Genomic DNA, 24,142 nt, shown 5'->3' on the forward strand with positions numbered 1-24,142 from the left:
TTAAGAAGGGTCCCTTTCACCACCGCAGGCGTTAACAAGGGGCCCTTCCTTACCGCAGGGCTTCGGCGGCGACGGCTCGGACGGCGTCGGTCAGCGCCGTGAGTACGGTCGACTCCAGTCGCCAGTGCTGCCAGTACAGCGGGACGTCCAGGTAGCGCCCGGGGGCGAGGTCGACGCAGTGTCCGGCGGCCAGGTCGGCGCCGGCGATCTGCTCGGGCACCAGCCCCCAGCCGAGTCCGCGCCGGATCGCCTCGCTGAACGCCGGCACGGACGGGAGGTAGTGCACCGGTGGGTCCAGCTCCCGGCCGGTGACCATCCGCAGGAAGCGGTGCTGCGACCGGTCCTTGCGGTCGAACACCATCGCCGGCGCCTCGGCCGTCGCGGCGGGTGTGACCCCGTCGGGGAACCACCGCTCGGCGTACGCGGGAGTTGCCAGCGCCAGGTAGCGCATCGAGCCGAGCCGCTGCACCCGGCAGCCCTGCACCGGCTCCCGCTGGGCCGTCACGGCCGCCGTCACGGAACCGTCGCGGAGCAGCTCCGCCGTGTGGTCCTGGTCGTCCTGCCGGATGTCGAAGGACAGGTCGAGCCGTTCCGGCACCCGGGCCAGCGCGGCGGGGAACCAGGTGCCGAGGGAGTCGGCGTTCACCACCACCGCCAGCCGGATCCGGCCCCGACCGGTCAGCGGGCCACGCGCCTCGGCCAGCGCCTCCCGCTCGAGCAGCGCGAGCTGGCCGGCGAGGCGCAGCAGCGGCTCGCCGGCACCGGTCGGCCGGCAGGGTCGGTGCCGCTGGACCAGGACCTGACCGACCGTCTCCTCCAGGGTCTTGATCCGCTGGCTGACCGCGGACGGCGTGACGTGCAGCAGCCGGGCGGCGGCGTCGAAGCTGCCCTCGGCGACCACTGCGGCGAGGGTACGGAGCTGGACGGCGTCTAGCATAAGAAAATCTTACGGATCGTCAGAATCTTTAGTTGGATCGCAGGAACGACCGCCCGTAGCGTCGAGGGGTGCTCACCTCTGCCCTCGCCGGGTTCTCACTCGCCATCGCCCTGATCGTCGCCATCGGAGCCCAGAACGCGTTCGTACTCCGCCAGGGGCTGAGGCGGGAGCACGTCGTACCGGTGGTGCTCACCTGTGCCGCGTCCGACGCGCTGCTGATCGGCGCCGGCATCGCCGGGATGGGCGCCCTGGTGGCGGACCGGCCCGCGCTGCTCGCCGCCGTGCGCTGGGGCGGTGCCGCCTTCCTGCTCTGCTACGCGGCGCTCGCCGCCCGGCGCGCGGTACGTCCCGGCGCCCTCCGGCCGACCGACCGGCCGCCGGCCCGCCTGCGGACCACCCTTCTGGCCTGTCTCGCCTTCACCTATCTCAACCCGCACGTCTACCTGGACACGGTGCTGCTGGTCGGTGGGGTCGCCCAGCAGCACCCCCACCGCTGGGTGTTCGGCGTGGGCGCGGCCACCGCCAGCGTCGTGTGGTTCACGGCGCTGGGCGCGGGCGCGTACCGGCTCGGGCCGCTGCTCGCGCGTACCGCCGTCTGGCGGGTCCTCGACGGCGTGATCGCGCTGGTGATGGCCGCGCTGGCGGCGGCGCTGGTGCTGGCGTAGCTCTCCGCACCGCCTCCGGCGACGGCCCCTGTTAACAAGGGGCCCTTCTACTACCGCAGGCGTTAAGAAGGGGCCCTTCCTTGCCCTCCGGCGGCGGGGGGCACGGCGGACGGTCATGATGGCCGGGTGCGGTTCCTACACGGCGCGGTCCCCGCGCACGACCTGACCTACAACGACGTCTTCATGGCGCCGGCCCGCTCGGAGGTCGCGTCCCGGCTCGACGTCGACCTCGCGAGCAACGACGGGACCGGTACCACCATCCCGATCGTGGTGTCGAACATGACCGCGGTAGCCGGCCGGCGGATGGCTGAGACCGTCGCCCGGCGCGGTGCGATCGCCGTCATCCCCCAGGACATCCCGATCGAGGTGGTCGCGAACGTCGTGGCCTGGGTCAAGCAGCGGCACCTGGTGCACGACACCCCGATCACGCTCGGCCCGACCGACACCGTCGGCGACGCCATCCACCTGCTGCCCAAGCGGGCGCACGGCGCGGTGATCGTGATCGACGACGCCGGCCGCCCGGTGGGCGTGGTGACGGAGGCGGACACCGTCGGGGTGGACCGGTTCGCCCAGCTGCGCCACGTGATGTCGACCGAGCTGCACACCGTGCCGGCGGACGCCGACCCGCGTACCGGCTTCGACCGGCTCTCCGCCGGCCGCCGCCGGCTGGCGCCCGTCGTCGACGCGCAGGGCCGGTTGATCGGAGTGCTCACCCGGCAGGGCGCGCTGCGCGCCACTCTGTACAAGCCGGCGGTCGACGACCGTGGCCGGCTGCGCATCGCCGCGGCGGTCGGCATCAACGGGGACGTCACCGGCAAGGCCCGGGCCCTGCTGGAGGCCGGGGTGGACACGCTTGTCGTGGACACCGCGCACGGCCACCAGGAGCGGATGATCTCCGCGCTGCGGGCGGTGCGCGCGCTCGACCCGTCCGTTCCGGTCGCGGCCGGCAACGTGGTCACCGCCGAGGGGGTACGCGACCTCGTCGAGGCGGGCGCCGACATCGTCAAGGTCGGTGTGGGACCGGGGGCGATGTGCACCACGCGGATGATGACCGGGGTGGGGCGGCCGCAGTTCTCGGCGGTGCTGGACTGCGCGGCGGCGGCGCGGGCGCTGGGCCGGCACGTGTGGGCCGACGGCGGGGTCCGGCACCCGCGTGACGTCGCGCTCGCGCTGGCCGCCGGCGCCTCGAACGTCATGATCGGCTCGTGGTTCGCCGGCACCTACGAGTCGCCGGGCGACCTCTACGTCGAGGCGGACGGCCGGCGCTACAAGGAGAGCTTCGGCATGGCCTCGGCCCGCGCGGTCAGCGCCCGGACCGCCGACGACTCGGCGTACGACCGGGCCCGGAAGGCGATCTTCGAGGAGGGCATCTCGACGGCGCGCATGTACCTGGACCCGGACCGACCGGGTGTGGAGGATCTCATCGACGAGATCATCTCGGGGGTTCGCAGCGCCTTCACCTACGCCGGGGCGCACAACATCGCCGAGTTCCACGAGCGGGCGCTGGTGGGTGTGCAGAGCACGGCTGGCTACACCGAGGGGATGCCCCTGCCGACGAGCTGGTGACCGTCCTAGCCGGCCGGGGTCGTCGCCGGCTCCGGCTCGGGCGCCGGGTCGACAGGCCGGGGGTGGTCCCGCGGCAGCCGGGCGCAGGCGATCAGGCCGGTCAGCAGGAAGCCGGCGGCGGCGAAGGCCGCGTACCGGGTGGCTTCGGAGAAGGCGGCCTTCGCCTCCTCGGCGATCGGGGCGGTACGCGGGTCGGCGGCGAGCCCGCCGATGGCCGCGCCGGCACTCTCCCGGACCGCGGTGACGACCTGCTCGCGTTGGGCGGGGTCGAGGTCGGTCCGGTCGGCGAGCCGGTCGCCGAGGAGGCCGCCGAGCCCGGCGAAGAGGACCGTGCCGAGCACGGCGATGCCCAGTGCCGAGCCGACCTGGCGCGCGGTGCTCTGCACGCCGGAGCCCTGGCCGCTCTGCCGGACCGGCACCTCGCGCAGGGACACCCCGGTGAGCTGGGCGGTGGCCAGGCCGACACCGACGCCGTAGACGAAGAGGAATCCGAGCGGCGCCCACCAGCGGGTGTCGGGGGCGACGACGAGGCCCAGGCCGGCGATGCCGGCGAGTTCCGCCGCGACGCCGAGCTGCACCACCCGGGCGGCGCCCCACCGCCCGACGAGGGGCGCACCGAGACCGCTGGCCAGGAAACTGCCGACGGCGAGCGGCAGCAGGGCCAGGCCGGTGTCGAAGGCGCTGTAGCCGAGGACGTTCTGGTACCAGAGCGGCAGGGCGAAGAGCAGGCCGAACTCGCCCAGGCTGACGATCGCCGCGGCGGTGACGCCATTGCGGAACGAGCCGATCCGGAACAGCGACAGGTCGAGCAGGGCCGGCCGGCCGGCGCGGTTACGGCGCAGCTGGTGGGCGACGAGGACGGCGAGGGCGGCCAGGCCGGCCAGCCCGGCGACGGGCACCGGCGAGATCCCGGCGGTCCAGTCCAGACCGAGCAGGCTGAATGGTTTCTCCCGCTGCCACCAGCCGTAGGTCCGCCCCTCGATGAGCGCGAAGACGACCCCGGTCATGCCGGCGACCGAGAGCAGGGGCCCCAACCAGTCGAGACCGCGCTCGGCGCGTCCGTCGCGGGACTCGCGGACCAGTGCCAGCGTGGCCGCCGCCACCAGCACACCGACCGGGATGTTGATGCCGAACGCCCAGCGCCAGGAGAGCTCGGTGGTCAGCCAGCCGCCGAGCAGTGGACCCAACGCGGCGGCACCTCCGATGGTGGAGCCCCAGACCGCGAAGGCGACGGCCTTCTCCCGGCCGGTGAAGGTGGCGTTGAGCAGGGACAGCGAGGTGGGCAGCATCATCGCGCCGCCGAGCCCCTGGAGGACCCGTGCGCCGATCAGCGCCTCGCCGGATCCGGCCACCGCGGCGAGCACACTGGCGCCGACGAAGACCGCCACGCCGGCGACGAACATCCGCCGCCGCCCCGCGCGGTCCGCGAACCGGCCGGCGACCAGCAGCAGGGACGCGAAGACCAGGGTGTACGCCTCCTGGACCCACTGTGCGTCGGTGGCGGTGATGCCGAGGTCCCGGATGATCGCGGGAACCGCGACGTTGACGATCGTGACGTCCACGATGATCGTCGCCACCCCGAGACTGAGGGCGAGGAGCCCCCACCAGCGGGCGCGTCCCTGGTCCGGCATACCGTCTCCGATCGCTAGTTTCTCTAGCTACATGGGATGCTAGTTTTTGCCGGTGGACCAGGTCTCGTCAACCTCCGAGAGGCGCGGCGCGCGCCGCGGCCCGTACAGCGAGGCCCCGTCGACGAGCGAGACCGCCCGCGCGCTGCGCGAGGTGATCCGGGCCGCGGGCGACACCCGCGGTGCCCTGGCCCGCCGTCTGGGGATCGGGGCGACCGACGCCGCCGCCATCGATCACCTGGTCTCCAGCCCGGACGCGCTCGGCCCGGTGGAGTTGGGCAACCGGCTCGGCATCCGGTCGGCCTCGGCCACCACCCTGGTGGACCGGCTGGTGCGCGCCGGCCACGTCGAGCGGGCGCCCCATCCGCAGGACCGGCGCCGGGTGGCGCTCCAGGTCACCGACCGGGCGTACGACGAGGTTCTGGAGGCGCTGCGGCCGATGCTGGCCGGCGTGGAGCGGGCGGTCGCCCGGCTCACGCCGGAGCAGGCGGCGGCGACCGCCGGCTTCCTGCGGGAGGTGGCGGCGGTGATGCGGGAGTACGTGGCGACCGCACCGGACGACTCCACGACGGGCGGCCGGCCGCCCCGCTGACGTGACGAGACCCGCCGTGACCGCAGCTCAGCGCGGGCCGAAGAGGCGGTGGATGACGCCACGCGCCGCCGTCCCCGGGTCGTCGCCGACCTCCGCCGGCAGGGCGCCGGCGTTCCAGAGCGTGGCGAAGCCGTGCACGATCGACCAGGCGGCGAGGGCGTCCCCGGCGGCGTCGCCCGCCGTGCCGTGGCCCGGCGGGAGGTCCGCGACTCCGGCGCGCAGGGCCGCCCCCGACCGTTCCCGCGCGGCCGCCACCTCCGGCGCGTCCGCCCGGTAGAGATCGGGGCGGAACATCACCTCGAAGTGCGCCCGGTGCCGCACGGCGAAGTCCACGTAGGCCACTCCGGCCTCCACCAGACCTCCGTCGGCGGCGTGCAGCGCCTCGGCGAGCAGGTCGAAGCCCTCGACCGCGAGCGCGGTGAGCAGGCCGGCCTTGTCGCCGAAGTGATGAGCGGGCGCGGCGTGTGACACCCCGGCCCGACGCGCGAGGTCCCGCAGGCTCAGCGCGGCCGGGCCGGACTCCTCGATCACCTCTGCGGCGGCGGCGAGCAGTACCCGACGCAGGTCCCCGTGATGGTAGCCACGTGTGCCAGTCATCGGCCGATCGTATCTTTGCATTGACAAGATGCCGTCGGCGGGGGCAATCTTGACACCAGCAAGATTCGCCGTGAGGAGATAACGATGGTCCCGCTGATCGCACTGCTCGCCGGCGCCGGGTTGGCCCGGCTGGCCGGCCTGGCCGGAGTGGCCGCGCTCGACGGCTGGCAGCCCGCACTGCGGGTGGGGCTGGCGCTGATGTTCGTCCTGACCGGTCTGGCCCACTTCGCTCCGCGACGCCGGGCCGACCTCGTGGCGATGGTGCCGCCCAGGCTGCCCCGGCCCGAGTTCCTGGTGACAGTCACCGGGGTGCTCGAACTGCTCGGCGCGGTGGCGCTGCTCGTCCCGGCCACCGCCCGGTGGGCCGCCGCCGCGCTGGCGGTGCTCCTGCTGGCCATGTTCCCCGCGAACGTGTCGGCGGCCCGGCGGAAGCTCACCCTCGCCGGCCGCCCGGTCACGCCACTCGGTGCCCGGACCGCCCTGCAGGTGGTGTTCCTCGCCGCGGCCGCCGCCGTCTGGGTCGCCCCCTGACGGGCCGCCCGTCGGTGGACCCGGAGCGCCCGCGCCACCGGGTCCACCGACGCCAGGTGTCAGACCGCCGGACAGCGGGTGCCGGGCGCGGGCACCGTCAGGTCCACGAGGTACCGGTCGACCACCGCTACGGTGCAGGCACTGCGCTCGTACGTGCCGTGCCCCCAACCGTCGTACGTGACCAGTCGACCGTGGCGGCCCAACTGCTCGGCGACGTTCACCGCCCAGGCGTAGCCGGTGCGGGGATCGTGTCGCGCGTTGAGCAGCAGCACCGGCGTACGGGTGTGCACACGCAGCCGATGCGGCGGGTTCCGCACCGGGGCCGGCCAGCCGAGGCAGGTGTGCACGGCGAGCAGCCCGGCGCCGTACCGGACGTCCGGAGCGGCGGCTGCCGCCGTGCGGACCAGCGCGGCGTACTCGTCGTGGTCGCGCACTTCGACGGGCCAGTCGGCGCAGAAGGCGGCCACCGACAGCGGCAGGTCCACCGCCGGGGGCGAGGCGCCCGCCGCCATGCCCTGCACCGCCGCCGCCAGCTCCGGCCAGCGCGGACGGGCGAGCAGCCCGAGCGCCACCGCCGTCACGTCGAACGCGGTCCGCGGCGCGTACGCACCGCGGTCCGCGCGGGCCAGCACCCCCGCCCAGACCGCCCGCACATCGCTGCCGTGCAGGGCGCACCCGGTCGAACGGTCGCACCAGCTGACGAACTCGTCGAACGCGTCCTGGAGCGCGACGGCCTGCGTCCGGACGAAGGAAGGTACGTCGAGGCTGTGGTCGAACACGCCCTCCAGCACGACGGCCCGCGCCCGGTGCGGGTACCGCTCGGCGTACTGCTGACCCAGCAGCGTGCCGTAGGAGCTGCCGTGGAAGCTCAGCCGCCGCTCGCCCAGGGCACGGCGCAACGCCTCCAGGTCACGCACCGTGCTCAAGGTGTCGGCGTGATCGAAGACCGGGCTGGTCGGGCGGCACCGGTCCCACAGCGCCCGGTTGTACGCCACCACGGCGTCGAAGTCGGCCTGACCGGAGAGCGGCACCGGCGGTCTGCGCAGGGCCGGATCCGGCGCGCAGACCGGCGCGGCGGTGCGGGCGACCGTACGTGGATCGAGGCTGACCAGGTCGAACCGGTCGAGCAGCTCCTCGCTGAACCGGTCCCCCCGGCGGATCCGTTCGACGCCCGAGTCACCCGGACCACCCGGGCCGAAGACCAGCGTGCCCACCCGCCGGTCGGGCACCCGGGCCGCCCGGCGCGCCACGGCGAGTTCGAAGGTGGCCCCGCGCGGTTGCGACCAGTCCACCGGCAGACGCAGCCGGGCGCACCGCACGAGCGGGTCGGGCGGCACGTTCGGCAGGTCGTCGGGACACGCGCCCCAGGCAAGGCCGGACGGGCGGGGGTCGGCTCGGGCCGGCGGCGCCACGCCGGCCAGCAGAACGACCAGTACGAGGGCAAGGGCCGAACAGCGACGGAACACGGTTCCTCCTGAAGTGTCGACGTCCGTCCATGCTCGGCAGGCCCGGCGGCGGGAAGAACCGGGAGAAGCCCCCACGCGGCCCTGAACCGGCACCCCGGCCGCATCCGCTGGGACCCTAGGGGGGAAATTAGTTTGGCCCCTGACTATCAGGTGGCTAACCTAATCCCATGAACCTGTTCCGCCTGCACGACGTACCGATCGGGCGTCTGCTCGTGGTGGCCGGGCACCTCACCAGTCAGCGGTGGAACCGGCTCCTCGCCGAGGAGCACGGTCTCACCCAGGCCGGGATGGTCACCCTGATGACCCTGCACGAGCACGGCGAGCTGCCCCACCGCGCCGTGGCCGAGCGGTGCTTCGTCAAGCCGGCCACCCTCACCGGCATCGTCGACACCCTCGAACGGGACGGCCTGGTCGAGCGGCAGCGCGACGACACCGACCGGCGCAGCGTCAAGCTGACGCTCACCGCGGCCGGACGGGCACGGGTCGAGACGCTGCAGGCCGTGCTGCGGTCGGACCGGCCGCTCACGCCCGTCGACGCCGACCCGGCGAAGGCGGCGGTGATCCGCGAGTTCCTGCTGGCGGTCATCGGCGGCGGCCCCGGCGCGACGGCCGACGGGGACCCCACGTGCTGACCCGGCTGCTACGGACGTACCTACGCCCCTACCACCGGCCGCTGGCCGCGGTGGTGGCCCTCCAGTTCGTCGGGACGATCGCCTCGCTGTACCTGCCGAGCCTCAACGCCGACATCATCGACCACGGCATCGCCCGCGGCGACACCGGTTACATCCTGCGTACCGGCGGCTGGATGCTGGCGGTCAGCCTGGTGCAGATCGTCTGCTCGGTGGCCGCCGTCTACCTGGGCGCCCGCATCGCCGGCGGCTACGGCCGGGACGTCCGCGCGGCGGTCTTCGCGCACGTCAACCGGTTCTCCGCCCGCGAGGTCGCCCGGTTCGGCGCTCCGTCCTTGATCACCCGCAACACGAACGACGTGCAGCAGGTGCAGATGCTCGTGCTGATGAGCTGCACGATGCTGGTCGCGGCACCGATCATGAGCGTCGGCGGTGTGGTGATGGCGCTGCGCGAGGACGTCGGCCTCTCCTGGCTGATGCTCGTCAGCGTGCCCCTCCTCGCGGTCTGCCTGGGGCTGGTCATCCGGCGGATGGTGCCCGGGTTCCGGCTCATGCAGACCCGCATCGACACGGTCAACCGTGTCCTCCGCGAGCAGATCACCGGCATCCGCGTGGTCCGCGCGTTCGTCCGCGAGCCGTACGAGACCCGGCGCTTCGCCGCCGCCAACACGGACCTGACCGCGACCGCGCTGCGGACCGGCCGGCTGGCGGCCCTGATCTTCCCGGTGGTGATGCTGGTGCTCAACGTCTCCAGCGTCGCGGTGCTGTGGTTCGGCGCCCAGCGGGTCGACGCCGGAGGGATCGAGGTCGGCTCGCTCACCGCGTTCCTGCAGTACCTGATGCAGATCCTGATGGCCGTCATGATGGCGACCTTCATGCTGATGATGGTGCCGAGGGCGGCGGTCTGCGCCGAACGCGTCATGGAGGTGCTGGACACCGAGTCCTCCGTCGTACCGCCGGCGCGGCCGGTCACCGTGCCGCCGGGCCGGGCCGAGCTGGAGCTGCGCGACGTCCGGTTCCAGTACCCGGGCGCGGCCGAGCCGGTGCTGCGCGACGTGTCGTTCCGGGTGGCGCCGGGCACCACCACCGCGGTGGTCGGCAGCACCGGCGCCGGCAAGAGCACCCTGCTCGCCCTCGTGCCACGCCTGATCGACGTGACCTCGGGCGCGGTGCTTGTCGACGGCGTCGACGTGCGGGACCTCGCCCCCGACGAGCTGTGGCGGCGGATCGGGCTGGTGCCGCAGCGCCCGTACCTGTTCACCGGCACGATCGCGAGCAACCTGCGGCACGGCAACCCGAACGCGAGCGACGCCGAGCTGTGGGAGGCGCTGGAGGTGGCGCAGGCGCGCGACTTCGTCGAGGCGATGCCGGACGGGCTGGACGCGCCGATCGCGCAGGGCGGAACCAACGTCTCCGGCGGGCAGCGACAGCGCCTGGCCATCGCGCGGGCGCTGGTCCGCCGTCCGGAGATCTACCTGTTCGACGACTCGTTCTCGGCTCTCGACCTCGGCACCGACGCCCGGCTGCGGGCGGCGTTGCGGCCGGTCACCGCCGACGCGGCGGTGGTGATCGTGGCCCAGCGGGTCTCCACGGTCGTCGACGCCGATCAGATCGTCGTGTTGGAGGACGGCGGCGTCGTCGGGATCGGCCGGCACGACGAGCTGCTGGAGACGTGTCCCACCTACGCCGAGATCGTCGCGTCCCAGCAGACCACGGGGGTGACGGCGTGAGCGTCGTACAGCAGAAGAAGCCGGCCGGTGACGGGCGGACCCCGCGGCGGCTGCCACCCGGCGGCCAGCGCGGCGGACCGCCGTGGATGGGCGCCGGCATGCCCGCCGAGCGGTCGATGTCCTTCGGGCCGTCGGCCCGGCGGCTGCTGGGCCGGCTGCGCCCGCACCGCGTCCAGCTGGTCGGGGTGCTCGGGCTGGCGGTGCTCGGCGTCGGACTGGCGGTGGTCGGGCCGAAGGTGCTCGGTCACGCCACCGACGTGATCTTCGCCGGGGTGCTGGGCCGGCAGCTCGCGCCCGGCACGACGACGGAGGAGGCCGCGGCGGCGGCCCGCGCGGCGGGCAACGACAGCTTCGCCGACATCATCACCCGGATGGACGTCGTGCCCGGCGCCGGCATCGATCAGGCCGCACTTGCCCGCGTGCTGCTGCTGGCGCTGGGCCTGTACGTCGCGGCGGCCCTGCTCACCTGGTGGCAGGGGTGGCTGCTCACCGGGGTGGTGCAGCGGACGGTCCACCGGCTGCGGGCGGACGTGGAGGCCAAGCTGAACCGGCTGCCGCTGCCGTACTTCGACCGGCAGCCCCGCGGCGAGCTGCTCAGCCGGGTCACCAACGACATCGACAACATCTCGATCAGCCTCCAGCAGACGCTGAGCCAGCTGCTCACCTCGCTGCTCACCGTGGTCGGCGTACTCGCCATGATGGTCTGGATCTCGCCGCTGCTGGCCCTGGTCGCGCTGGTCGCGGTGCCCCTGTCGGTGCTCGTGACGCAACAGATCGCCAAGCGGTCACAGCCGAGGTTCATCGCGCAGTGGCGGCACACCGGCGAGCTCAACGGCCAGGTCGAGGAGGCGTTCACCGGGCACGAACTGGTCAAGGTGTTCGGGCGACAGCGCGAGGTGCAGGCCGCCTTCGCCGCGAAGAACGAGGAGCTGTTCCGGGCCAGCTTCGGCGCGCAGTTCATCTCCGGGATCATCATGCCGGCGATGATGTTCATCGGGAACCTCAGCTACGTGGCGATCGCCGTGGTCGGCGGCCTCCGGGTGGCGTCGGGCACGATGACCCTCGGCGACGTGCAGGCGTTCATCCAGTACTCGCGCCAGTTCACCCAGCCGCTCACCCAGGTTGCCTCGATGGCCAACCTGCTGCAGTCGGGGGTCGCCTCCGCCGAGCGGGTGTTCGCGCTGCTCGACGCCGAGGAGCAGACGCCGGACCCGGCGGTCCCGGCCCGGGTCACCGAGCCGCGCGGCCGGGTCGAGTTCGAGCACGTCGCCTTCCGGTACGCGCCGGACAAGCCGCTGATCGAGGACCTCTCGCTGGTCGCCGAGCCGGGCCAGACGGTGGCGATCGTCGGGCCGACCGGGGCCGGCAAGACCACCCTCGTCAACCTGGTCATGCGCTTCTACGAGCTGGACGCCGGCCGGATCACCCTCGACGGGGTGGACGTCACCCGGCTCACCCGGGACGACCTGCGCGGCCGCGTGGGCATGGTGTTGCAGGACACCTGGCTCTTCGCCGGCACGATCCGGGACAACATCGCGTACGGACGGCCGGACGCCACCGAGGAGGAGATCGTCGCCGCGGCCCGGGCGACGTTCGTGGACCGGTTCGTGCGCAGCCTCCCGGACGGCTACGACACCATGATCGACGAGGAGGGAAGCAACGTCAGCGCCGGCGAGAAGCAGCTCATCACCATCGCCCGCGCGTTCCTGGCCGAGCCGTCCCTGCTGATCCTCGACGAGGCCACCAGCTCGGTGGACACCCGGACGGAGGTGCTGCTCCAGCGGGCGATGGCGGCGCTGCGGTCGGACCGGACCAGCTTCGTCATCGCGCACCGCCTCTCCACCATCCGCGACGCCGACCTGATCCTGATGATGGAGGACGGCCGCATCGTCGAGCAGGGCACCCACGACGAACTGCTGGCGGCGGACGGCGCCTACGCACGCCTGTACCGGTCCCAGTTCACCCGCGGCAGCGCCGCCGAGCCGGAACCGGCGGTCGCCGCGCCGTGACCGGACACCGAACCGACCCGACCGGTCCCCGCCTTGCACGGCGGGGACCGGCCGGCGACCGCTCAGGCGGGCGGCAGGAGGCCCACGGCGCGTGCCCCGACGACCTTCCCGATGAGGGTGAGCGCCTCGGCCGCCGGCATCGGCTCGAGGACGCGCCCGTCACGCAGCCGCAGCGAGATCCGTCCGGCCGCCGCTTCGCGTGGCCCGACCACCGCCGCATACGGGACGCGGGCCCGGGCGGCGTCGCGGACCCGCGCGCCCAGCGAGCCCGCCCGGTCCACCTCGACCCGCAGCCCGGCCGCCCGCGCGGCGGCGGCGAACCCGTCGGCCGCGCCGTCCTGCCCGGCGTCGACCGGCAGGACCACCACCTGCACCGGCGCGTACCAGGCCGGGAAGGCGCCCTCGTGCACCTCGATCAGGTACGCGAACAGCCGCTCCATGCTGCCCACGAGACTCCGGTGCACCATCACCGGACGCCGCCGCGCCCCTCCCGAGTCCACGTAGGACAGGTCGAACCGTTCCGGCTTGTCGAAGTCGAGCTGCACGGTGGAGAGGGTCGACTCCCGGCCGGCCGCGTCGACGACCTGAATGTCGATCTTCGGTCCGTAGAAGGCCGCCTCGCCCGGCCCCTCGGCGTACGGCATCCCGTCGAGCGCCGCGCGGAGCAGCTCCTCGGCCCGCGCCCACTGGGCGTCGTCGCCGACGTACTTCTCCCCCGGGCCGCGCAGCGACAGCCGGAACCCGGCCGGCCGTACGCCCAGCGCGGCGTGCGCCTCGCGGATCAGCCGCAGGACCTCCGCCACCTCCTCGCCGACCTGCTCCAGCGAGCAGAAGTTGTGCCCGTCGTTCAGGGAGATGGCGCGTACCCGGGACAGCCCGCCGAGCACGCCGGAGCGCTCGGCCCGGTACATGCCGCCCAGCTCGGCGACGCGCAGCGGCAGGTCCCGCCAGGACCTGCCGCGCGACCGGTAGACCAGCGCGTGGTGCGGGCAGAGCGCCGGCCGCAGCACGAACTCGTCGTCGGCGGAGAGCCGCATCGGCGGGAACATGTCGTCGGCGAAGTAGCCGAGATGACCGGAGAGCTCGAAGAGTTCCCGCTTGCCCAGCGGAGGGGTGAGGACGTGCTGGTGACCGGACCGGCGTTCGAGGTCGCGGACGTACTCCTCGACGGCGTGCCGGGCCGCGGCCCCGGCCGGCAGCCACAGCGGCAGGCCCGCGCCGGCGAGCGGGTCGGAGGTGAAGAGGCCCAGCTCACGGCCGAGCCTACGGTGGTCGATCATGTCGCGCTCCTGGTTGGGGTACGACCCGGAGGCGCCCGTGCCCGGAACGCCACGAGGCCCCGGGGCGGATCGCCCCGGGGCCTCGTCGACAAACGTGTCAGTGCGGCGCGCCGGGGTCTCCCGGCGTCGTGGTCCGTACCGCACCATGCATGCGGCGAGCGTACGTCCGGCCGCGACCGGCCGGCACCCGGATTTCCGCCGGTCGGTGCACGGAAGGAGGGGCGGGCGGCCGGCACGGGACCTGCCGGCCGCCCGCGGCGGCCGGCTCGTCGAGAACGGGGGACCCGACGGGGCCGCGCGCCGACAACGGTACGCCGACCGACGCCGATCCGGCGACCTCCCCCGCTCCCCCGACTTCCGGGCCGGGCCGTCACCCGCGCACCCCACGGATCGTTGCCGATGGTGGGCCTCCCGTGTCGACGGTCACGACCTGCCAGGGTCGCCCCCGGTGACGCCCGGCGACCCGTCAGGCTCTCCAGCATCCGATCGGCCCGTCCGGCGAGGTGACAGCCGTGCCCGAACTCCTTGACGTCGCGTCACCGACCTGGGCGTACCTCGCGCTGCTCGGCCTGCTGATCGCGGACGCCTTCGTTCCGGTGATCCCGACCCAGGCCATCATGATCACCTCCGGGGCGTTGACCGTCTACGGCGGCCTGAGCCTGCCGGTCACCATCGCGGTCGGGGCGGCCGGCGTCTTCGCCGGCGATCTGACCTGCTACCTGCTCGGCCGGGTGGCGCCCTCCTCGCGGCTCGCGGCGACGCTGCGGGCCGGCCGCCGGGCGAGCCGGCGCGGGGAGCCGGGCGCGGCCCGGCGGGCCGCCGGGCGGTTCACCCGGGGCCTGCGCCGGCCAGGTCCGGTGGTCATCCTGGTCTGCCGCTTCGTACCCGGCGGCCGGATGGCGGCCTGCTTCTCGGCCGGCCGGCGCCGCTACCCGTACCGGCTGTTCCTGCTGTACGAGTCGATGGCCGCCCTGGGCTGGGCGACGTACGGCGCGCTTGTCGGCCACCTCGGCGGCGCCGCCCTGACCGGCTCGGCGTGGCGCCTCGCGCTGATCGCCGCAGCGGCGGCGGCGGGGTTCGCGGCGGCCGGCTGGGCGATGAGCCTGCTGGCTGCCCGCACCACCAGCCCGACCGACGTCCCCGGCGACTGAGCGCGTCCGCCACCCCCTTCCTATAAGCTTGACTTATATTCGAGGTTATGTGGGAGGTCAGGCTGCATCCGGAGGTGGAGACGTGGTTCCTCAAGCTGTGCGCAACGGATCCGCCGAGCGCAGACCTCGTCAGCGAGGCCATCGATCTCCTGGCGGAACACGGACCGGCCCTCGGCCGGCCGCTGGTCGACCGGCTGAAGGGTAGTTCATTCCACAACATGAAGGAGTTGCGACCGGGTTCACAAGGGTCGACCGAGGTCCGAATGATATTTGCCTTCGACCCGCTCCGGGAAGCTGTATTCCTGGTGGCCGGCGACAAGTCCGGCCAGTGGCAGAGGTGGTACGAGGTGGCGATACCGGTGGCTGACGCCCGGTTCGAGGAACATCTCGTCGCGTTGAAGGAAGCAGGACGATGACCGAGTCGCGAGACTGGCGGGACGTCAAGGGGAAGGCCCGGCAAATCGATCCCGACTGGGACGATCCGGACCGCGTGGAACGGCGCAGCCGACTCCGCGAGCGGATGCTGGCCTCGATCAGTGGTGCGCAGCTGGCGGAGATCCGCAAGCAACTCGGAATGACACAGAGTCAACTGGCTGAGGCAGCAGGGCTCTCCCAGGCGCGGATCAGCCAGATCGAGAACGGCGAGCACACCAGCCTGGAGACGCTGCGGGCGTACGTCACCGGACTGGGTGGGCATCTGGATGTCGTCGCCCGAATCGGCAACATCCACCTCAACGTCGCCTGAGCGCGGCGGACAACACCTAGGGGCGGACCCGGGCATCGATCTCGGTGCCCCGCCCGGATCCGCTTCGGGTGGCTGCGGCGGCAGGGTGAGGCATGCCCGGAAGCCGGAACAGCGGACTGCTCGCACTCGGCGGAATCGCCCTGGCGGCGCTGCTCGCCGTGGTCGGCCACCTCGGAGTGGACGGCCTCGATCCCTGGTCGCTGACGATCAGCGACTACGCCGTCTCGGACCGGGGCGGCGCCATCGACGCGGCGATGGTCGTCCTCGCCGTGGCCTCCGCCCTGCTCATCGCGCCCCTGTCCGCCACGCCATCCACGTCGGGCGGCGGGGCACCGAGCGAACCGCGGGCAGGCCTGGTGGGCGTGCTCCTCGTCACCTGGGTCGGCGGGCTGCTGCTGGCCGCGGCCGTACCGACGAACGAGCCGGGACTACCCATGGACACCGCGGCCTACGTCCACCGGTACGCCTCGGTCGCGGCCTTCCTCGCCCTGCCGGTCGCCGGTTGGTCGATCGCCGGCCGCCTGCCGGCCGGTGCCACGAGCCGCTGGCTGCGCAGGCTGGTGATCGCGAGCGTGGCGCTGGCGGCGGCGATGGTCTGGTCCGCCTATCCCGGTGACCGGATGCTGCTCGGCCTGATCGAGCGCCTGCTGATCCTCATCGAGGTCGGGCTGCTCGCCACCGTGGCGCTACAGCTCACCCGCACCGCGCCGGCGGTCTGGAGTGCTGCTGGGACTGAGCGCCGTCACTCCAGCTCGTGCAGCATCAGCTGACGAGCCGCCTCGGTGACCGAGCCGGACAGGGACGGGTAGATCGTGATGGTCTGGGCCAGCTCGTTGACCGTCAGGTTGTTCTCCACCGCCATGGTGATCGGCAGGATCAGCTCGCTCGCCTTGGGGGCGACCACCACGCCGCCGATCACCTGGCCGCTGGCGGGCCGGCAGAAGAGCTTGACGAAGCCGTCGGAGACCTCGTCCATCTTCGCCCGGGCGTTGCCGGCGAGCGGCAGCATGACCTGACGGGCGGGGACCTTGCCGGCGTCCACCTCGTCCTGCGAGACGCCGACCGTGGCCAGCTCGGGGTCGGTGAAGACGTTCGCCGCGACGGTACGCAGCCGCAGCGGGCGGACCGCCTCGCCGAGCGCGTGCCACATGGCGATGCGGCCCTGCATGGCGGCCACGCTGGCCAGTGGCAGCACCCCGGTGCAGTCACCGGCGGCGTAGATGCCGGGCACGTTGGTGCGGGAGACCCGGTCGACCGTGACGTAGCCGCCCCGGGCGAGCGCGACGCCGTACTCGGCGAGGCCGAGGTCGGCCGTGTTGGGAATCGAGCCGACCGCGATCAGGGCGTGTGACCCGTGCACCTTGCGGCCGTCGGAGAGCTCCACCTCGACGCCGTCCCCCATACGGCGGACGGCCTCGGCCCGCGAGTTGTTGAGGATGCTCATGCCCCGGCTGCGGAAGACCCGCTCGATGGCCATCGCGGCGTCGGCGTCCTCGTGGGGCATGACCCGGTCCCGGCTGGAGACGAGGGTGACCTGAATCCCCATGGCCAGGTACGCGCTGGCGAACTCGGCGCCGGTGACACCGGAGCCCACCACGATCAGGTGCTCGGGCAGCTCGGCCAGGTCGTACACCTGCCGCCAGGTCAGGATGCGCTCACCGTCCGGGACGGCGGTGGGGAGCTGGCGCGGGGTCGCGCCGGTGGCGATCAGGACGGTGGAGGCGTCGATCGCGTACTCTGCGCCACCGTCGGCCGGCGTGACGAGCACCCGGTGGGTGTGACCGAGCGTGTCCTCGCCGAGCCGGGCGCTGCCGGCCACGAACGTCACGCCGGCCTTGACGAGCTTGGCGTGGATGTCGGCGGACTGGGCGAGCGCGAGCCGCTTGACCCGCCCGTTGACGGCCGGGGCGTCGACGGTGACCGCCTCCAGGCCGTCCGAGTGGACCCCGAACTCCTCGGTGTCCCGGTACCCGGTCACCACCTGCGAGCTGGCGATGAAGGTCTTCGACGGCACGCAGTCGGACAGCACGCACGCGCCGCCGGCGCCCTCGGCCTCCACGACGGTGACGTCGGCGTCCAACTGCGCGGCGACCAGCGCCGCCTCGTAGCCGGCCGGCCCCCCGCCGATGATCACGATCCGGCTCACCGGGCCGCCCTTTCGTTCGCGGCTGCCGGGCTCCGCTCCGCTGCACTCCTCGCGCTCACCGCGCTCGCCTCCGACCCATGCTCACAGTGACTTTCTTCTCCCGAACGCGTCCGACACGCACCGTCGTATTCTCCCCCACCCGCCGGCCCGGCTATCGTCATCGCCGTGCGTCATTACGCCGCCTACGGCTCGAACCTCGACCCTGCCCGGATGCGGGCCTACTGTCCGCATTCGCCGATGGTGGGCACCGGCTGGTTGGAAGGCTGGCGCCTCACCTTCGCCGGCGAGGGCGTCATCGGCTGGGAGGGGGCGGTCAGCACGGTGGTGGAGTCCCTCGGCGACCGGGTGTTCGTGGCGCTGTACGACATCCACCCGTACGACGCGGCGCAGCTCGACGAGATCGAGGGCGTGACCGCCGGCACCTACCGGAAGCTGCACGTCCGGGTCTCGACCCTGGACGGCGACGTCACGGCGTGGATCTACGTCTTCGACGGCTACGAGGGTGGCCTGCCGACCTCGTGGTACCTGTCGGAGATCGCGAACGCCGCCGAGAAGGCGGGCGCGCCGGACGACTACGTCACGGACCTGCGGTCCCGCCCCACCGGCACCGCGTCCGCGTAGGGCCTGTCGCACGGCCTCCAGTCTGCTACCGGCGGCGGCGGGGCGACCAGCCGGCCCCGCCGCGCGTCGTCAATCACACATCCGCGGCCGGTACGACCAGCTCGTACATGTCGGTCCAGCGCACCTCGCGGAGCCCCACCGACTGGTAGAGGGTGACCGGCACGGTGGGGTTGGCCAGGTCGACACCGAGACCGGCCGACTCCCGGCCTTTCGCGGCGTAGACGGTGAAGGCCCGCCACAGCAGCGCCGCGCCGACTCCCCGCCGTCGGTACGCGGGCAGCACCGACAGGCTGCGTACCCACCCCTCGTTGCGGTCCAGCGCCTGGTCGGAGGATTGCAGCACCCCGGCGGGCGCCCCGTCGACCTCGGCGACGAACCACTCGTCCCAGGTGGTGCCGAACAGGCGGAGCTGGTCACGCCACTGGTCGAAGCCGACCGGCTCGTAGTCCGGCGTGTCCCGGAAGGCGATGTCGAAGATCCGGTAGAACTCCCGCAGCTCGGCTTCGTCGTCGCCGCGCAGCGGGCGGACCGTCACCCCGGGCGGGGGCGGCGGCTCGGCGGGCAGGTGGGCCAGGGAGCGGCTCATCGCGACGTACCGCTTGGCGCGGGTGAAACCGGCCTCGGCCACCTCGACGGCCCAGCCGGTCTCGGGCGCGAAGACCGACACCCGGGCGGTCAGCGCGGGCAGGCCCCGTTCGGCGGCCCGCTCGGCGATCCGGTCGAGCATCCGGGCCAGCAGCGGGGCGCGCAGTTCGGCCCCGCGCTCAGGATCGACGTACACCTCGAGGAACTCCCGGCCCACGCCGGTCGGGTTGTCCACGGTCGCCCAGGCGACAAGCGTCCCCTCGGGGTCGCTGGCCACCCAGGAGTCCCGGGTCGGGTCGGTGAAGGGCGCGGTGAGGGCGGCCTTGACGTCCTCGTCGTCGAAGTCGGGGTAGCCGACCGCGAAGACGTCGGCGGCGTGCACGACGGCGAGGATGGCGGGCACGTCGTCGAGGGTGGGTCGGCGGGCGGTCCAGCCGGCGGGAAGCGTCACGGCGCCGATCCTGACAGCCCGCCGCGGAGACCGCCGCCGATTTTTCGCGGCTGGTGATCGACTCGGCGTCGTCCTCACGGCCGGCGCAGGCGGGCGCGGACGGTGGCCAGCAGGTCCACCAGTTCGGTGCCGTCGGCCCGGCCGAGCGCCGTGAACGCCGGGGCGGTCAACCGGTCGGTCACCGCCTCCGCCCACAGCCGGCGGCGGACCAGGGGTCCCACCGGCGGGTACGGGGGCGACCAGCCCGCCGCGACCGCTCCGGCCTCGCCCTCCGGTCCCGCCAGCACCGCCTCCAGCGGTGTCATGCCCGCGGCGCGGACCGCCAGCAGGTACGCACCGGCGAAGTGCTCGCGCAGCAGGCGCAGGCTCGCCGCCGCCCGGGCGCCCGCCGACCGCTCCGGTACGGGCATCGCACGCCAGGCCGCGAAGAGCGGCATCCCGGTGGCGTCGGCGGCCTCGACGGCCCGCTCGAGCAGCTCGGCGAGCCGGCCGGCGTCCGGCAGGGGGTCGACGTTCTCGTCACCCCACCGGCAGCACTCCAGCAGCGTCGCGGCGGCCACCTGGGTCGGCCGGACGGTCCGCACCGCGGCGTCCCAGCCGTCGGCGACCGCGTCCGGGGCGATGAACCCGAGCGCGGCGGCCACCGTCTCGGCGCGGACGTCGCCGAGCGCACCCGCCCGCCCCGCGATGTAGAACGCCCACCCGGAGATGCCGAGCAGCCGGGCCTGGCGGAGGGTCACCGGACAGCGGGTGAACGCGTCGCCGAGTTCCAGCACGGCCGGCTTGCAGCCGGCCGCCACCTGCTCCGGGGTCATCCGGGCGCTCCCCGCCCCACGGCCCGTCCGTCCACGAAGGTCAGTCTGCCGTGCCGTCGTCGGCACCGGCATCCCCCTCTTCGGCGTCGAGCGCCTCCGCCGCGGCCTCGACCTCACCGGTGCGACGGCGGGCGGCGGTCACCGTCCGCTCGGCCGCCCGCCGGGCCAGCTTCGCCCGGCTGAGGTTCTGCTCGGCGACGGCCCGCCGGCGCTCCAACTCGGCCAGCTCCGCCTCGATCGCGTCGAGGGCGGCCGCGCCGTCGCGCTCGGCCGCCGCGGCGCCGGCCAGCTCCGCCTCCGCCCGGTCCTGGTCGGTACGCGCCCGCGCCAGTTCCTTCTCCAGCGCCCGGCGCCGCCGCGCCCGCTCGGCACGGGCGGCCCGCTCGGCCTGCTCGGCGCGCAGCGCCGAACGGTCCGCCCCGCGGGGCCGCGACGGCGGCTCGGTCTCCTCGTCCGCGCCACCGGTGACCAGCCGCAGCTGCGGGCGGGGCACCTCGCCGAACCCGGCGTAGCTGGCTGCCCGCAGGAGCCGGCCGGTGCGTACCTGCCCGGCCACCTCCGGGTCGGCGAGCGCGGCGTTCAAGGTCGTCTCCACCTCGCCCAGCGGCAGCTTCCCGGCCGCCGGGGCACCGTCGACCTCGGCCGCCAGCTTGCGTACCTCGGCGACCAGCGCGCCGACCACGGCCCGGCGCTGCGCGGACAGTTCACGCAGCTTGGCGCCGCGCAGTTCGCGCTGGGCCGAGCGCAGCGACTCGGCGAGCCGGCCCAGGTCGGCGACCAGCTCGGGCCGTTCCAGGGCGAGCAGGTTGACCAGCCAGGCCGCCACGGTCGGGCGGCGCAGCCGGGCGATCTCCCGGGCGGTGCGCGCGTCGCCGGCGCGGCGGGCCTCGGCGACCGCCTCGTCCCGCAGGGCGACGAACCGGTCGGGGGGCGTGCGGTAGAGCTGCCGCACCAGCTCCGGGGGTGGGCCGGGCATCGCGGCTCAGGCGTCGACCCGGGTGCCCGGTTCGAGCCGCCGGTAGTCCACGTCGGAGAGTCGGGTGAAATTGTTCTTGAGGACGGTCAGGCCGTTGTCGTTGAGCAGCCCGTCGTGCAGCGCGTACGCCCGGCGCGGCGCGACCGCCCGCAGGAAGTCCAGCGACTCGGAGAACTTGGTCCACGGCGCGTGGATCGGTAGGAAGAGCGTGTCCACCTGGACGTCCTCCGGGACGACCAGGGAGTCGCCGGGGTGGTAGACCCGGTCGTCGATCAGGTACGCCAGGTTGTCCACCACCGGGATGTCGGGGTGGATGACGGCGTGCCGACCGCCGTAGGCGCGCACCGGCACACCGGCGGCGGTGAACTCCGCGCCCGCCTCGACCGGGCTCAGCAGGTCGGCCAGACCGTCCAGTGTGGCGGCCAGCGACGCCGGCCCGTACAGGGCGAACGGGCGGCGGTCGTGCTGCCCGGCCAGCGCCGCCACGTCGACGTGGTCGGGGTGCTCGTGGGTGATCAGTACGGCGTCCGCCCCGTCCAGCGCGGCCCGCTCGCTGAAGACCCCCGGGTCGATGACCAGCACTCCCCCGTCGTGCTCGACGCGTACGCAGGAGTGGGCGTACTTGGTCAGCCGCATTCGTGACTCCTCGATTATCGAATCGTGACGTCCTCAGCGCAGTCTGCCGGAACGGACGCGGCACCGCGTCCCGTCTGACCGATCGTCCCGGTCGTTCCGGGGCCACAGACACGGGCGGGTCGGCCGGGAGGCCGGCCACGAAGGATCGGAGCGGGGATGGGCGGAATCGGACCGCGTCGCCGGGCGACGGTGCTCGCGGCGGCGCTGGCGGCGGCCCTGGCCGTCGGCGGCTGCGGCGCCTCCGGGAACGACGGCGCGGCGACGGACAGCGCGGCGGGCGGGCCGGGTGGAAGCGTGGAACTCGGCGACCGGGCGGGCGAGGCGCCGGCGGGTGCGGCGGACGCGCCGGCCGGTGCCGGCCAGCCGGGGAAGGCGGAGGGCGGCGCCGCGGCGGACCTGCGGATCGACCAGCGGGCCATCATCTACACCGGCTCGATGCGGGTGCAGGTGGCGGACGTGGACCGGGCGGCCCACGACGCGGTCGCCCTGGTCACGGCGGCCGGCGGTTTCGTCGGCGGGGACCAGCGGCGCAGCGTCGACGGGGACGCCACGGCCGAATTGACGCTGCGGGTGCCGGCGGCGAAGTTCACGACGGTGGTGGACGGGATCGCCAGGCTGGGCACCCGCCAGCGGCAGGAGATCAGCACCGAGGACGTCACCGAGGAGACGGTCGACCTGGACGCCCGGATCACCACCCAGCGGGCCCGGGTGGAGAACGCCCGCCGGCTGCTCGCCCGGGCCCAGTCGATAAGTGACCTGGTGTCGCTGGAGAACGAACTGGCCCGCCGCGAGGCCGACCTCGCCTCCCTGGAGGCGAAGAAGCGCCGGCTGGCGGATCTGACCGCGCTCTCCACGATCACGGTGTCGCTGGTCGGCCCGGACGCCGCCACCGACGACGGCGAGTCCGACCTCGGGTTCCTGGCGGGGCTGGAGGGCGGCTGGAAGGTCTTCCTCGCCTCGATGGTCGTGCTGCTGACCGTGCTCGGGGCGGTGCTGCCGTGGCTGATCGCCCTCGGCGTACCCGCCGGGGTGCTGGTGTGGCTGCTGCGCCGCCGCCGGCCGCGGCCGGCGCTGGTCGCGACGCCGGCCGCTCCCGCGCCCACCGCCCCGGCGGACGCCGGTGTCAGCTCGCGGCCGCCAGTGCCCGGAGCGCGGTCTGCACCATGACCCGGACGCCGACCGGGATGGCCCGCTCGTCCGGGTCGAACGACGCCCGGTGCAGGTCGACGTTCGGGCCGGAGCGGCCGACGCCGAGCCGGGCGAGGGCACCGGGGACGTACTCCAGGTACCAGGAGAAGTCCTCGCCGCCCATGCTCTGCGGGGTCTCGGCGATGCCCTCCGGCCCGAGCGCGGCGGCGGTGGCGGCGGTGAGGACCTGGATGGCCCGCGAGTCGTTGCTCACCGGCGGCCGGCCGCGCAGGTACTCCAGGTCCACCGTGGCGCCGGTCGGGGCGATCACGTCGCGCACCACCTGACCGACCACCTTGGGAGCCATCTCCCAGGTGTCCCGGTCCATCACGCGCAGGGTGCCGGAGGCGCAGGCCTCCGACGGGATGACGTTGTACCGGGTGCCGGCCGAGGCGTGGCCGAACACCAGCAGCAGGCCGCTGTTGGCCGGCACCCGGCGGCTCACCAGGGCCGGGACCTCGGTGATCAGCCGGCCGAGCGCGTCGACCAGATCGACGGTCAGGTGCGGCCGGGCGGTGTGCCCGCCAGGTCCGGTCAGCCGGACGGTCACGTTGTCCGCGGCGGCGGTGATCGGACCGACCCGCAGGCCGATCTTGCCGACCGGCAGGTTCGGGTCGCAGTGCAGCGCGAAGATCTGCACCACGTCGTCGAGACCGCCGGCCTCGATCACCTCGAGCGAGCCGCAGGGCAGGATCTCCTCGGCCGGCTGGAAGATCAGGCGCACCCGGCCGGGCAGCTCGCCCTGGTCGGCGAGCTGGGCGAGGAGCATCCCCACGCCGAGCATGATCGAGGTGTGCACGTCGTGGCCGCAGGCGTGGCAGACGCCGTCCACCGTCGACCGGAACGGCACGTCCTTGGTGTCGGTCAGCGGCAGCGCGTCGATGTCGGCGCGGAGCGCGATCACCGGGCCGTCGGGGCGGCCGTCGATGTCGCAGATGACACCGTTGCCCTTCGGCAGCAGCCGGGGGCGCAGCCCGGCCAGGGACAGCTCCCGGGCGATCAGCGCCGCGGTCTCGAACTCCTGGCCGGAGAGCTCCGGGTGCGAGTGGATGTGACGGCGCGTGGCGATCAGGCCCGGTACCCGGAGAGCGAGGAGGTGGTCCAGCTCGAAGGGCAACGGCTGGGACCCGGTGGGCGCCGCCGTCCAGGACGACGCCAGATGGCCGCCGCTCGGCAGCGTCAACGCACTCGTCACGTC

24 protein-coding genes are annotated in these 24,142 nt (G+C 73.8%); 13 read left to right on the forward strand and 11 right to left on the reverse strand.

The features are described from left to right. Window positions 1-49: 49 nt before the first annotated feature. Complete coding sequence (locus tag ABTW87_RS08785) at window positions 50-937, reverse strand: LysR family transcriptional regulator ArgP (protein ID WP_350649940.1); 888 nt, start codon at window positions 935-937, stop codon at window positions 50-52. Between the two features lie 68 nt (window positions 938-1,005). Here ABTW87_RS08785 and ABTW87_RS08790 point away from each other — a divergent pair, with 68 nt between their 5' ends. After that, window positions 1,006-1,602: a LysE/ArgO family amino acid transporter gene (locus ABTW87_RS08790; protein WP_350649942.1), complete on the forward strand. Its 597-nt coding sequence runs from the start codon at window positions 1,006-1,008 to the stop codon at window positions 1,600-1,602. A 126-nt stretch (window positions 1,603-1,728) separates the two neighbouring features. Beyond that, window positions 1,729-3,168 (forward strand): GuaB1 family IMP dehydrogenase-related protein, encoded by a 1,440-nt coding sequence (locus tag ABTW87_RS08795; protein WP_350649944.1) that lies wholly within the window; start codon window positions 1,729-1,731, stop codon window positions 3,166-3,168. Window positions 3,169-3,173: 5 nt separating this feature from the next. Here ABTW87_RS08795 and ABTW87_RS08800 read toward each other — a convergent pair whose 3' ends face one another. Next, window positions 3,174-4,799 (reverse strand): MFS transporter, encoded by a 1,626-nt coding sequence (locus ABTW87_RS08800; protein ID WP_350649946.1) that lies wholly within the window; start codon window positions 4,797-4,799, stop codon window positions 3,174-3,176. A gap of 52 nt (window positions 4,800-4,851) precedes the next feature. Here ABTW87_RS08800 and ABTW87_RS08805 point away from each other — a divergent pair, with 52 nt between their 5' ends. Continuing rightward, window positions 4,852-5,388, forward strand: a complete 537-nt coding sequence (locus ABTW87_RS08805; protein ID WP_350649948.1) for a MarR family winged helix-turn-helix transcriptional regulator — start codon at window positions 4,852-4,854, stop codon at window positions 5,386-5,388. A 27-nt stretch (window positions 5,389-5,415) separates the two neighbouring features. Here the strand turns inward: ABTW87_RS08805 and ABTW87_RS08810 are convergent, their stop codons facing one another. Next, window positions 5,416-5,985 carry a TetR/AcrR family transcriptional regulator gene (locus ABTW87_RS08810; RefSeq protein ID WP_350649950.1) on the reverse strand — a complete coding sequence of 190 codons (570 nt, stop codon included), beginning with the start codon at window positions 5,983-5,985 and terminating at the stop codon, window positions 5,416-5,418. A gap of 84 nt (window positions 5,986-6,069) precedes the next feature. Here ABTW87_RS08810 and ABTW87_RS08815 point away from each other — a divergent pair, with 84 nt between their 5' ends. Then, window positions 6,070-6,516 carry a DoxX family protein gene (locus ABTW87_RS08815; RefSeq protein ID WP_350649952.1) on the forward strand — a complete coding sequence of 149 codons (447 nt, stop codon included), beginning with the start codon at window positions 6,070-6,072 and terminating at the stop codon, window positions 6,514-6,516. Between the two features lie 59 nt (window positions 6,517-6,575). On the opposite strand, the gene ABTW87_RS08820 is transcribed toward ABTW87_RS08815, so the two are convergent. After that, window positions 6,576-7,982: an alpha/beta fold hydrolase gene (locus tag ABTW87_RS08820; protein WP_350649954.1), complete on the reverse strand. Its 1,407-nt coding sequence runs from the start codon at window positions 7,980-7,982 to the stop codon at window positions 6,576-6,578. A gap of 167 nt (window positions 7,983-8,149) precedes the next feature. Here ABTW87_RS08820 and ABTW87_RS08825 point away from each other — a divergent pair, with 167 nt between their 5' ends. The 3 genes from ABTW87_RS08825 (at window position 8,150) to ABTW87_RS08835 (ending at window position 12,350) form a co-directional block, all read left to right on the forward strand. Next, window positions 8,150-8,614 carry a MarR family winged helix-turn-helix transcriptional regulator gene (locus ABTW87_RS08825; protein ID WP_350649956.1) on the forward strand — a complete coding sequence of 155 codons (465 nt, stop codon included), beginning with the start codon at window positions 8,150-8,152 and terminating at the stop codon, window positions 8,612-8,614. Then, window positions 8,608-10,341 carry an ABC transporter ATP-binding protein gene (locus ABTW87_RS08830; protein WP_350649958.1) on the forward strand — a complete coding sequence of 578 codons (1,734 nt, stop codon included), beginning with the start codon at window positions 8,608-8,610 and terminating at the stop codon, window positions 10,339-10,341. Before ABTW87_RS08825 ends, ABTW87_RS08830 begins: the two co-directional genes overlap by 7 nt. A 98-nt stretch (window positions 10,342-10,439) precedes the next feature. After that, a complete protein-coding gene (locus ABTW87_RS08835) occupies window positions 10,440-12,350 on the forward strand; it encodes an ABC transporter ATP-binding protein (protein ID WP_502891555.1) in 1,911 nt (636 codons plus the stop codon). Between the two features lie 62 nt (window positions 12,351-12,412). Here ABTW87_RS08835 and thrS read toward each other — a convergent pair whose 3' ends face one another. Then, the gene (thrS, locus tag ABTW87_RS08840) at window positions 12,413-13,630 is read right to left on the reverse strand and encodes a threonine--tRNA ligase (RefSeq protein WP_350649960.1); all 1,218 of its coding nucleotides are present in this window, start codon (window positions 13,628-13,630) and stop codon (window positions 12,413-12,415) included. Window positions 13,631-14,142: 512 nt separating this feature from the next. Here thrS and ABTW87_RS08845 point away from each other — a divergent pair. The 4 genes from ABTW87_RS08845 (at window position 14,143) to ABTW87_RS08860 (ending at window position 16,296) form a co-directional block, all read left to right on the forward strand. Continuing rightward, window positions 14,143-14,781 (forward strand): DedA family protein, encoded by a 639-nt coding sequence (locus ABTW87_RS08845; RefSeq protein WP_350649962.1) that lies wholly within the window; start codon window positions 14,143-14,145, stop codon window positions 14,779-14,781. Between the two features lie 47 nt (window positions 14,782-14,828). Further along, window positions 14,829-15,197, forward strand: coding sequence for a type II toxin-antitoxin system RelE/ParE family toxin (locus ABTW87_RS08850; protein WP_350649964.1), 369 nt, complete (start codon window positions 14,829-14,831; stop codon window positions 15,195-15,197). After that, window positions 15,194-15,526, forward strand: coding sequence for a helix-turn-helix domain-containing protein (locus tag ABTW87_RS08855; RefSeq protein WP_350649966.1), 333 nt, complete (start codon window positions 15,194-15,196; stop codon window positions 15,524-15,526). Before ABTW87_RS08850 ends, ABTW87_RS08855 begins: the two co-directional genes overlap by 4 nt. A 92-nt stretch (window positions 15,527-15,618) precedes the next feature. Further along, window positions 15,619-16,296 (forward strand): DUF998 domain-containing protein, encoded by a 678-nt coding sequence (locus ABTW87_RS08860; protein WP_350649968.1) that lies wholly within the window; start codon window positions 15,619-15,621, stop codon window positions 16,294-16,296. Here the strand turns inward: ABTW87_RS08860 and ABTW87_RS08865 are convergent. After that, on the reverse strand, window positions 16,269-17,672 hold the full coding sequence (locus tag ABTW87_RS08865; protein ID WP_350649970.1) for an NAD(P)H-quinone dehydrogenase: 1,404 nt from the start codon (window positions 17,670-17,672) through the stop codon (window positions 16,269-16,271). The genes ABTW87_RS08860 and ABTW87_RS08865 overlap by 28 nt on opposite strands. Before the next feature lie 165 nt (window positions 17,673-17,837). On the opposite strand from ABTW87_RS08865, the gene ABTW87_RS08870 reads away from it, so the two are divergent. Then, complete coding sequence (locus ABTW87_RS08870; protein ID WP_350649972.1) at window positions 17,838-18,293, forward strand: gamma-glutamylcyclotransferase; 456 nt, start codon at window positions 17,838-17,840, stop codon at window positions 18,291-18,293. A 73-nt stretch (window positions 18,294-18,366) separates the two neighbouring features. Here ABTW87_RS08870 and ABTW87_RS08875 read toward each other — a convergent pair whose 3' ends face one another. The 4 genes from ABTW87_RS08875 to ABTW87_RS08890 form a co-directional block, all read right to left on the reverse strand. Further along, window positions 18,367-19,329: a GNAT family N-acetyltransferase gene (locus ABTW87_RS08875; RefSeq protein WP_350649974.1), complete on the reverse strand. Its 963-nt coding sequence runs from the start codon at window positions 19,327-19,329 to the stop codon at window positions 18,367-18,369. 74 nt (window positions 19,330-19,403) lie between these two features. Next, window positions 19,404-20,144 carry an SCO6745 family protein gene (locus tag ABTW87_RS08880; RefSeq protein ID WP_350649976.1) on the reverse strand — a complete coding sequence of 247 codons (741 nt, stop codon included), beginning with the start codon at window positions 20,142-20,144 and terminating at the stop codon, window positions 19,404-19,406. Between the two features lie 40 nt (window positions 20,145-20,184). After that, window positions 20,185-21,120 carry a hypothetical protein gene (locus ABTW87_RS08885; RefSeq protein WP_350649978.1) on the reverse strand — a complete coding sequence of 312 codons (936 nt, stop codon included), beginning with the start codon at window positions 21,118-21,120 and terminating at the stop codon, window positions 20,185-20,187. A 6-nt stretch (window positions 21,121-21,126) separates the two neighbouring features. Beyond that, on the reverse strand, window positions 21,127-21,756 hold the full coding sequence (locus tag ABTW87_RS08890) for an MBL fold metallo-hydrolase (RefSeq protein ID WP_350649980.1): 630 nt from the start codon (window positions 21,754-21,756) through the stop codon (window positions 21,127-21,129). Between the two features lie 156 nt (window positions 21,757-21,912). Between ABTW87_RS08890 and ABTW87_RS08895 the strand changes: the two genes are divergently transcribed. Then, window positions 21,913-22,923: a DUF4349 domain-containing protein gene (locus tag ABTW87_RS08895; protein WP_350649982.1), complete on the forward strand. Its 1,011-nt coding sequence runs from the start codon at window positions 21,913-21,915 to the stop codon at window positions 22,921-22,923. Here the strand turns inward: ABTW87_RS08895 and ABTW87_RS08900 are convergent. Further along, window positions 22,880-24,139, reverse strand: coding sequence for an amidohydrolase (locus ABTW87_RS08900; RefSeq protein ID WP_350649984.1), 1,260 nt, complete (start codon window positions 24,137-24,139; stop codon window positions 22,880-22,882). The two genes, ABTW87_RS08895 and ABTW87_RS08900, sit on opposite strands and share 44 nt — an antisense overlap. Between the last annotated feature and the right edge of the window lie 3 nt (window positions 24,140-24,142).

Origin of the sequence: Micromonospora sp. NPDC126480, from assembly GCF_040302465.1 — a bacterium.
GTDB lineage: Bacteria > Actinomycetota > Actinomycetes > Mycobacteriales > Micromonosporaceae > Micromonospora.

Coding starts and splice junctions, on each gene's coding strand:
- ABTW87_RS08855 (WP_350649966.1), top strand. CDS start 15,194: ATGACCGAGTCGCGAGACTGGCGGGACGTCAAGGGGAAGGCCCGGCAA.
- ABTW87_RS08885 (WP_350649978.1), bottom strand. CDS start 21,120: ATGCCCGGCCCACCCCCGGAGCTGGTGCGGCAGCTCTACCGCACGCCC.
- ABTW87_RS08880 (WP_350649976.1), bottom strand. CDS start 20,144: ATGACCCCGGAGCAGGTGGCGGCCGGCTGCAAGCCGGCCGTGCTGGAA.
- ABTW87_RS08890 (WP_350649980.1), bottom strand. CDS start 21,756: ATGCGGCTGACCAAGTACGCCCACTCCTGCGTACGCGTCGAGCACGAC.
- ABTW87_RS08815 (WP_350649952.1), top strand. CDS start 6,070: ATGGTCCCGCTGATCGCACTGCTCGCCGGCGCCGGGTTGGCCCGGCTG.
- ABTW87_RS08785 (WP_350649940.1), bottom strand. CDS start 937: ATGCTAGACGCCGTCCAGCTCCGTACCCTCGCCGCAGTGGTCGCCGAG.
- ABTW87_RS08895 (WP_350649982.1), top strand. CDS start 21,913: ATGGGCGGAATCGGACCGCGTCGCCGGGCGACGGTGCTCGCGGCGGCG.
- ABTW87_RS08810 (WP_350649950.1), bottom strand. CDS start 5,985: ATGACTGGCACACGTGGCTACCATCACGGGGACCTGCGTCGGGTACTG.
- thrS (WP_350649960.1), bottom strand. CDS start 13,630: ATGATCGACCACCGTAGGCTCGGCCGTGAGCTGGGCCTCTTCACCTCC.
- ABTW87_RS08825 (WP_350649956.1), top strand. CDS start 8,150: ATGAACCTGTTCCGCCTGCACGACGTACCGATCGGGCGTCTGCTCGTG.
- ABTW87_RS08860 (WP_350649968.1), top strand. CDS start 15,619: ATGCCCGGAAGCCGGAACAGCGGACTGCTCGCACTCGGCGGAATCGCC.
- ABTW87_RS08835 (WP_502891555.1), top strand. CDS start 10,440: ATGCCCGCCGAGCGGTCGATGTCCTTCGGGCCGTCGGCCCGGCGGCTG.
- ABTW87_RS08850 (WP_350649964.1), top strand. CDS start 14,829: ATGTGGGAGGTCAGGCTGCATCCGGAGGTGGAGACGTGGTTCCTCAAG.
- ABTW87_RS08800 (WP_350649946.1), bottom strand. CDS start 4,799: ATGCCGGACCAGGGACGCGCCCGCTGGTGGGGGCTCCTCGCCCTCAGT.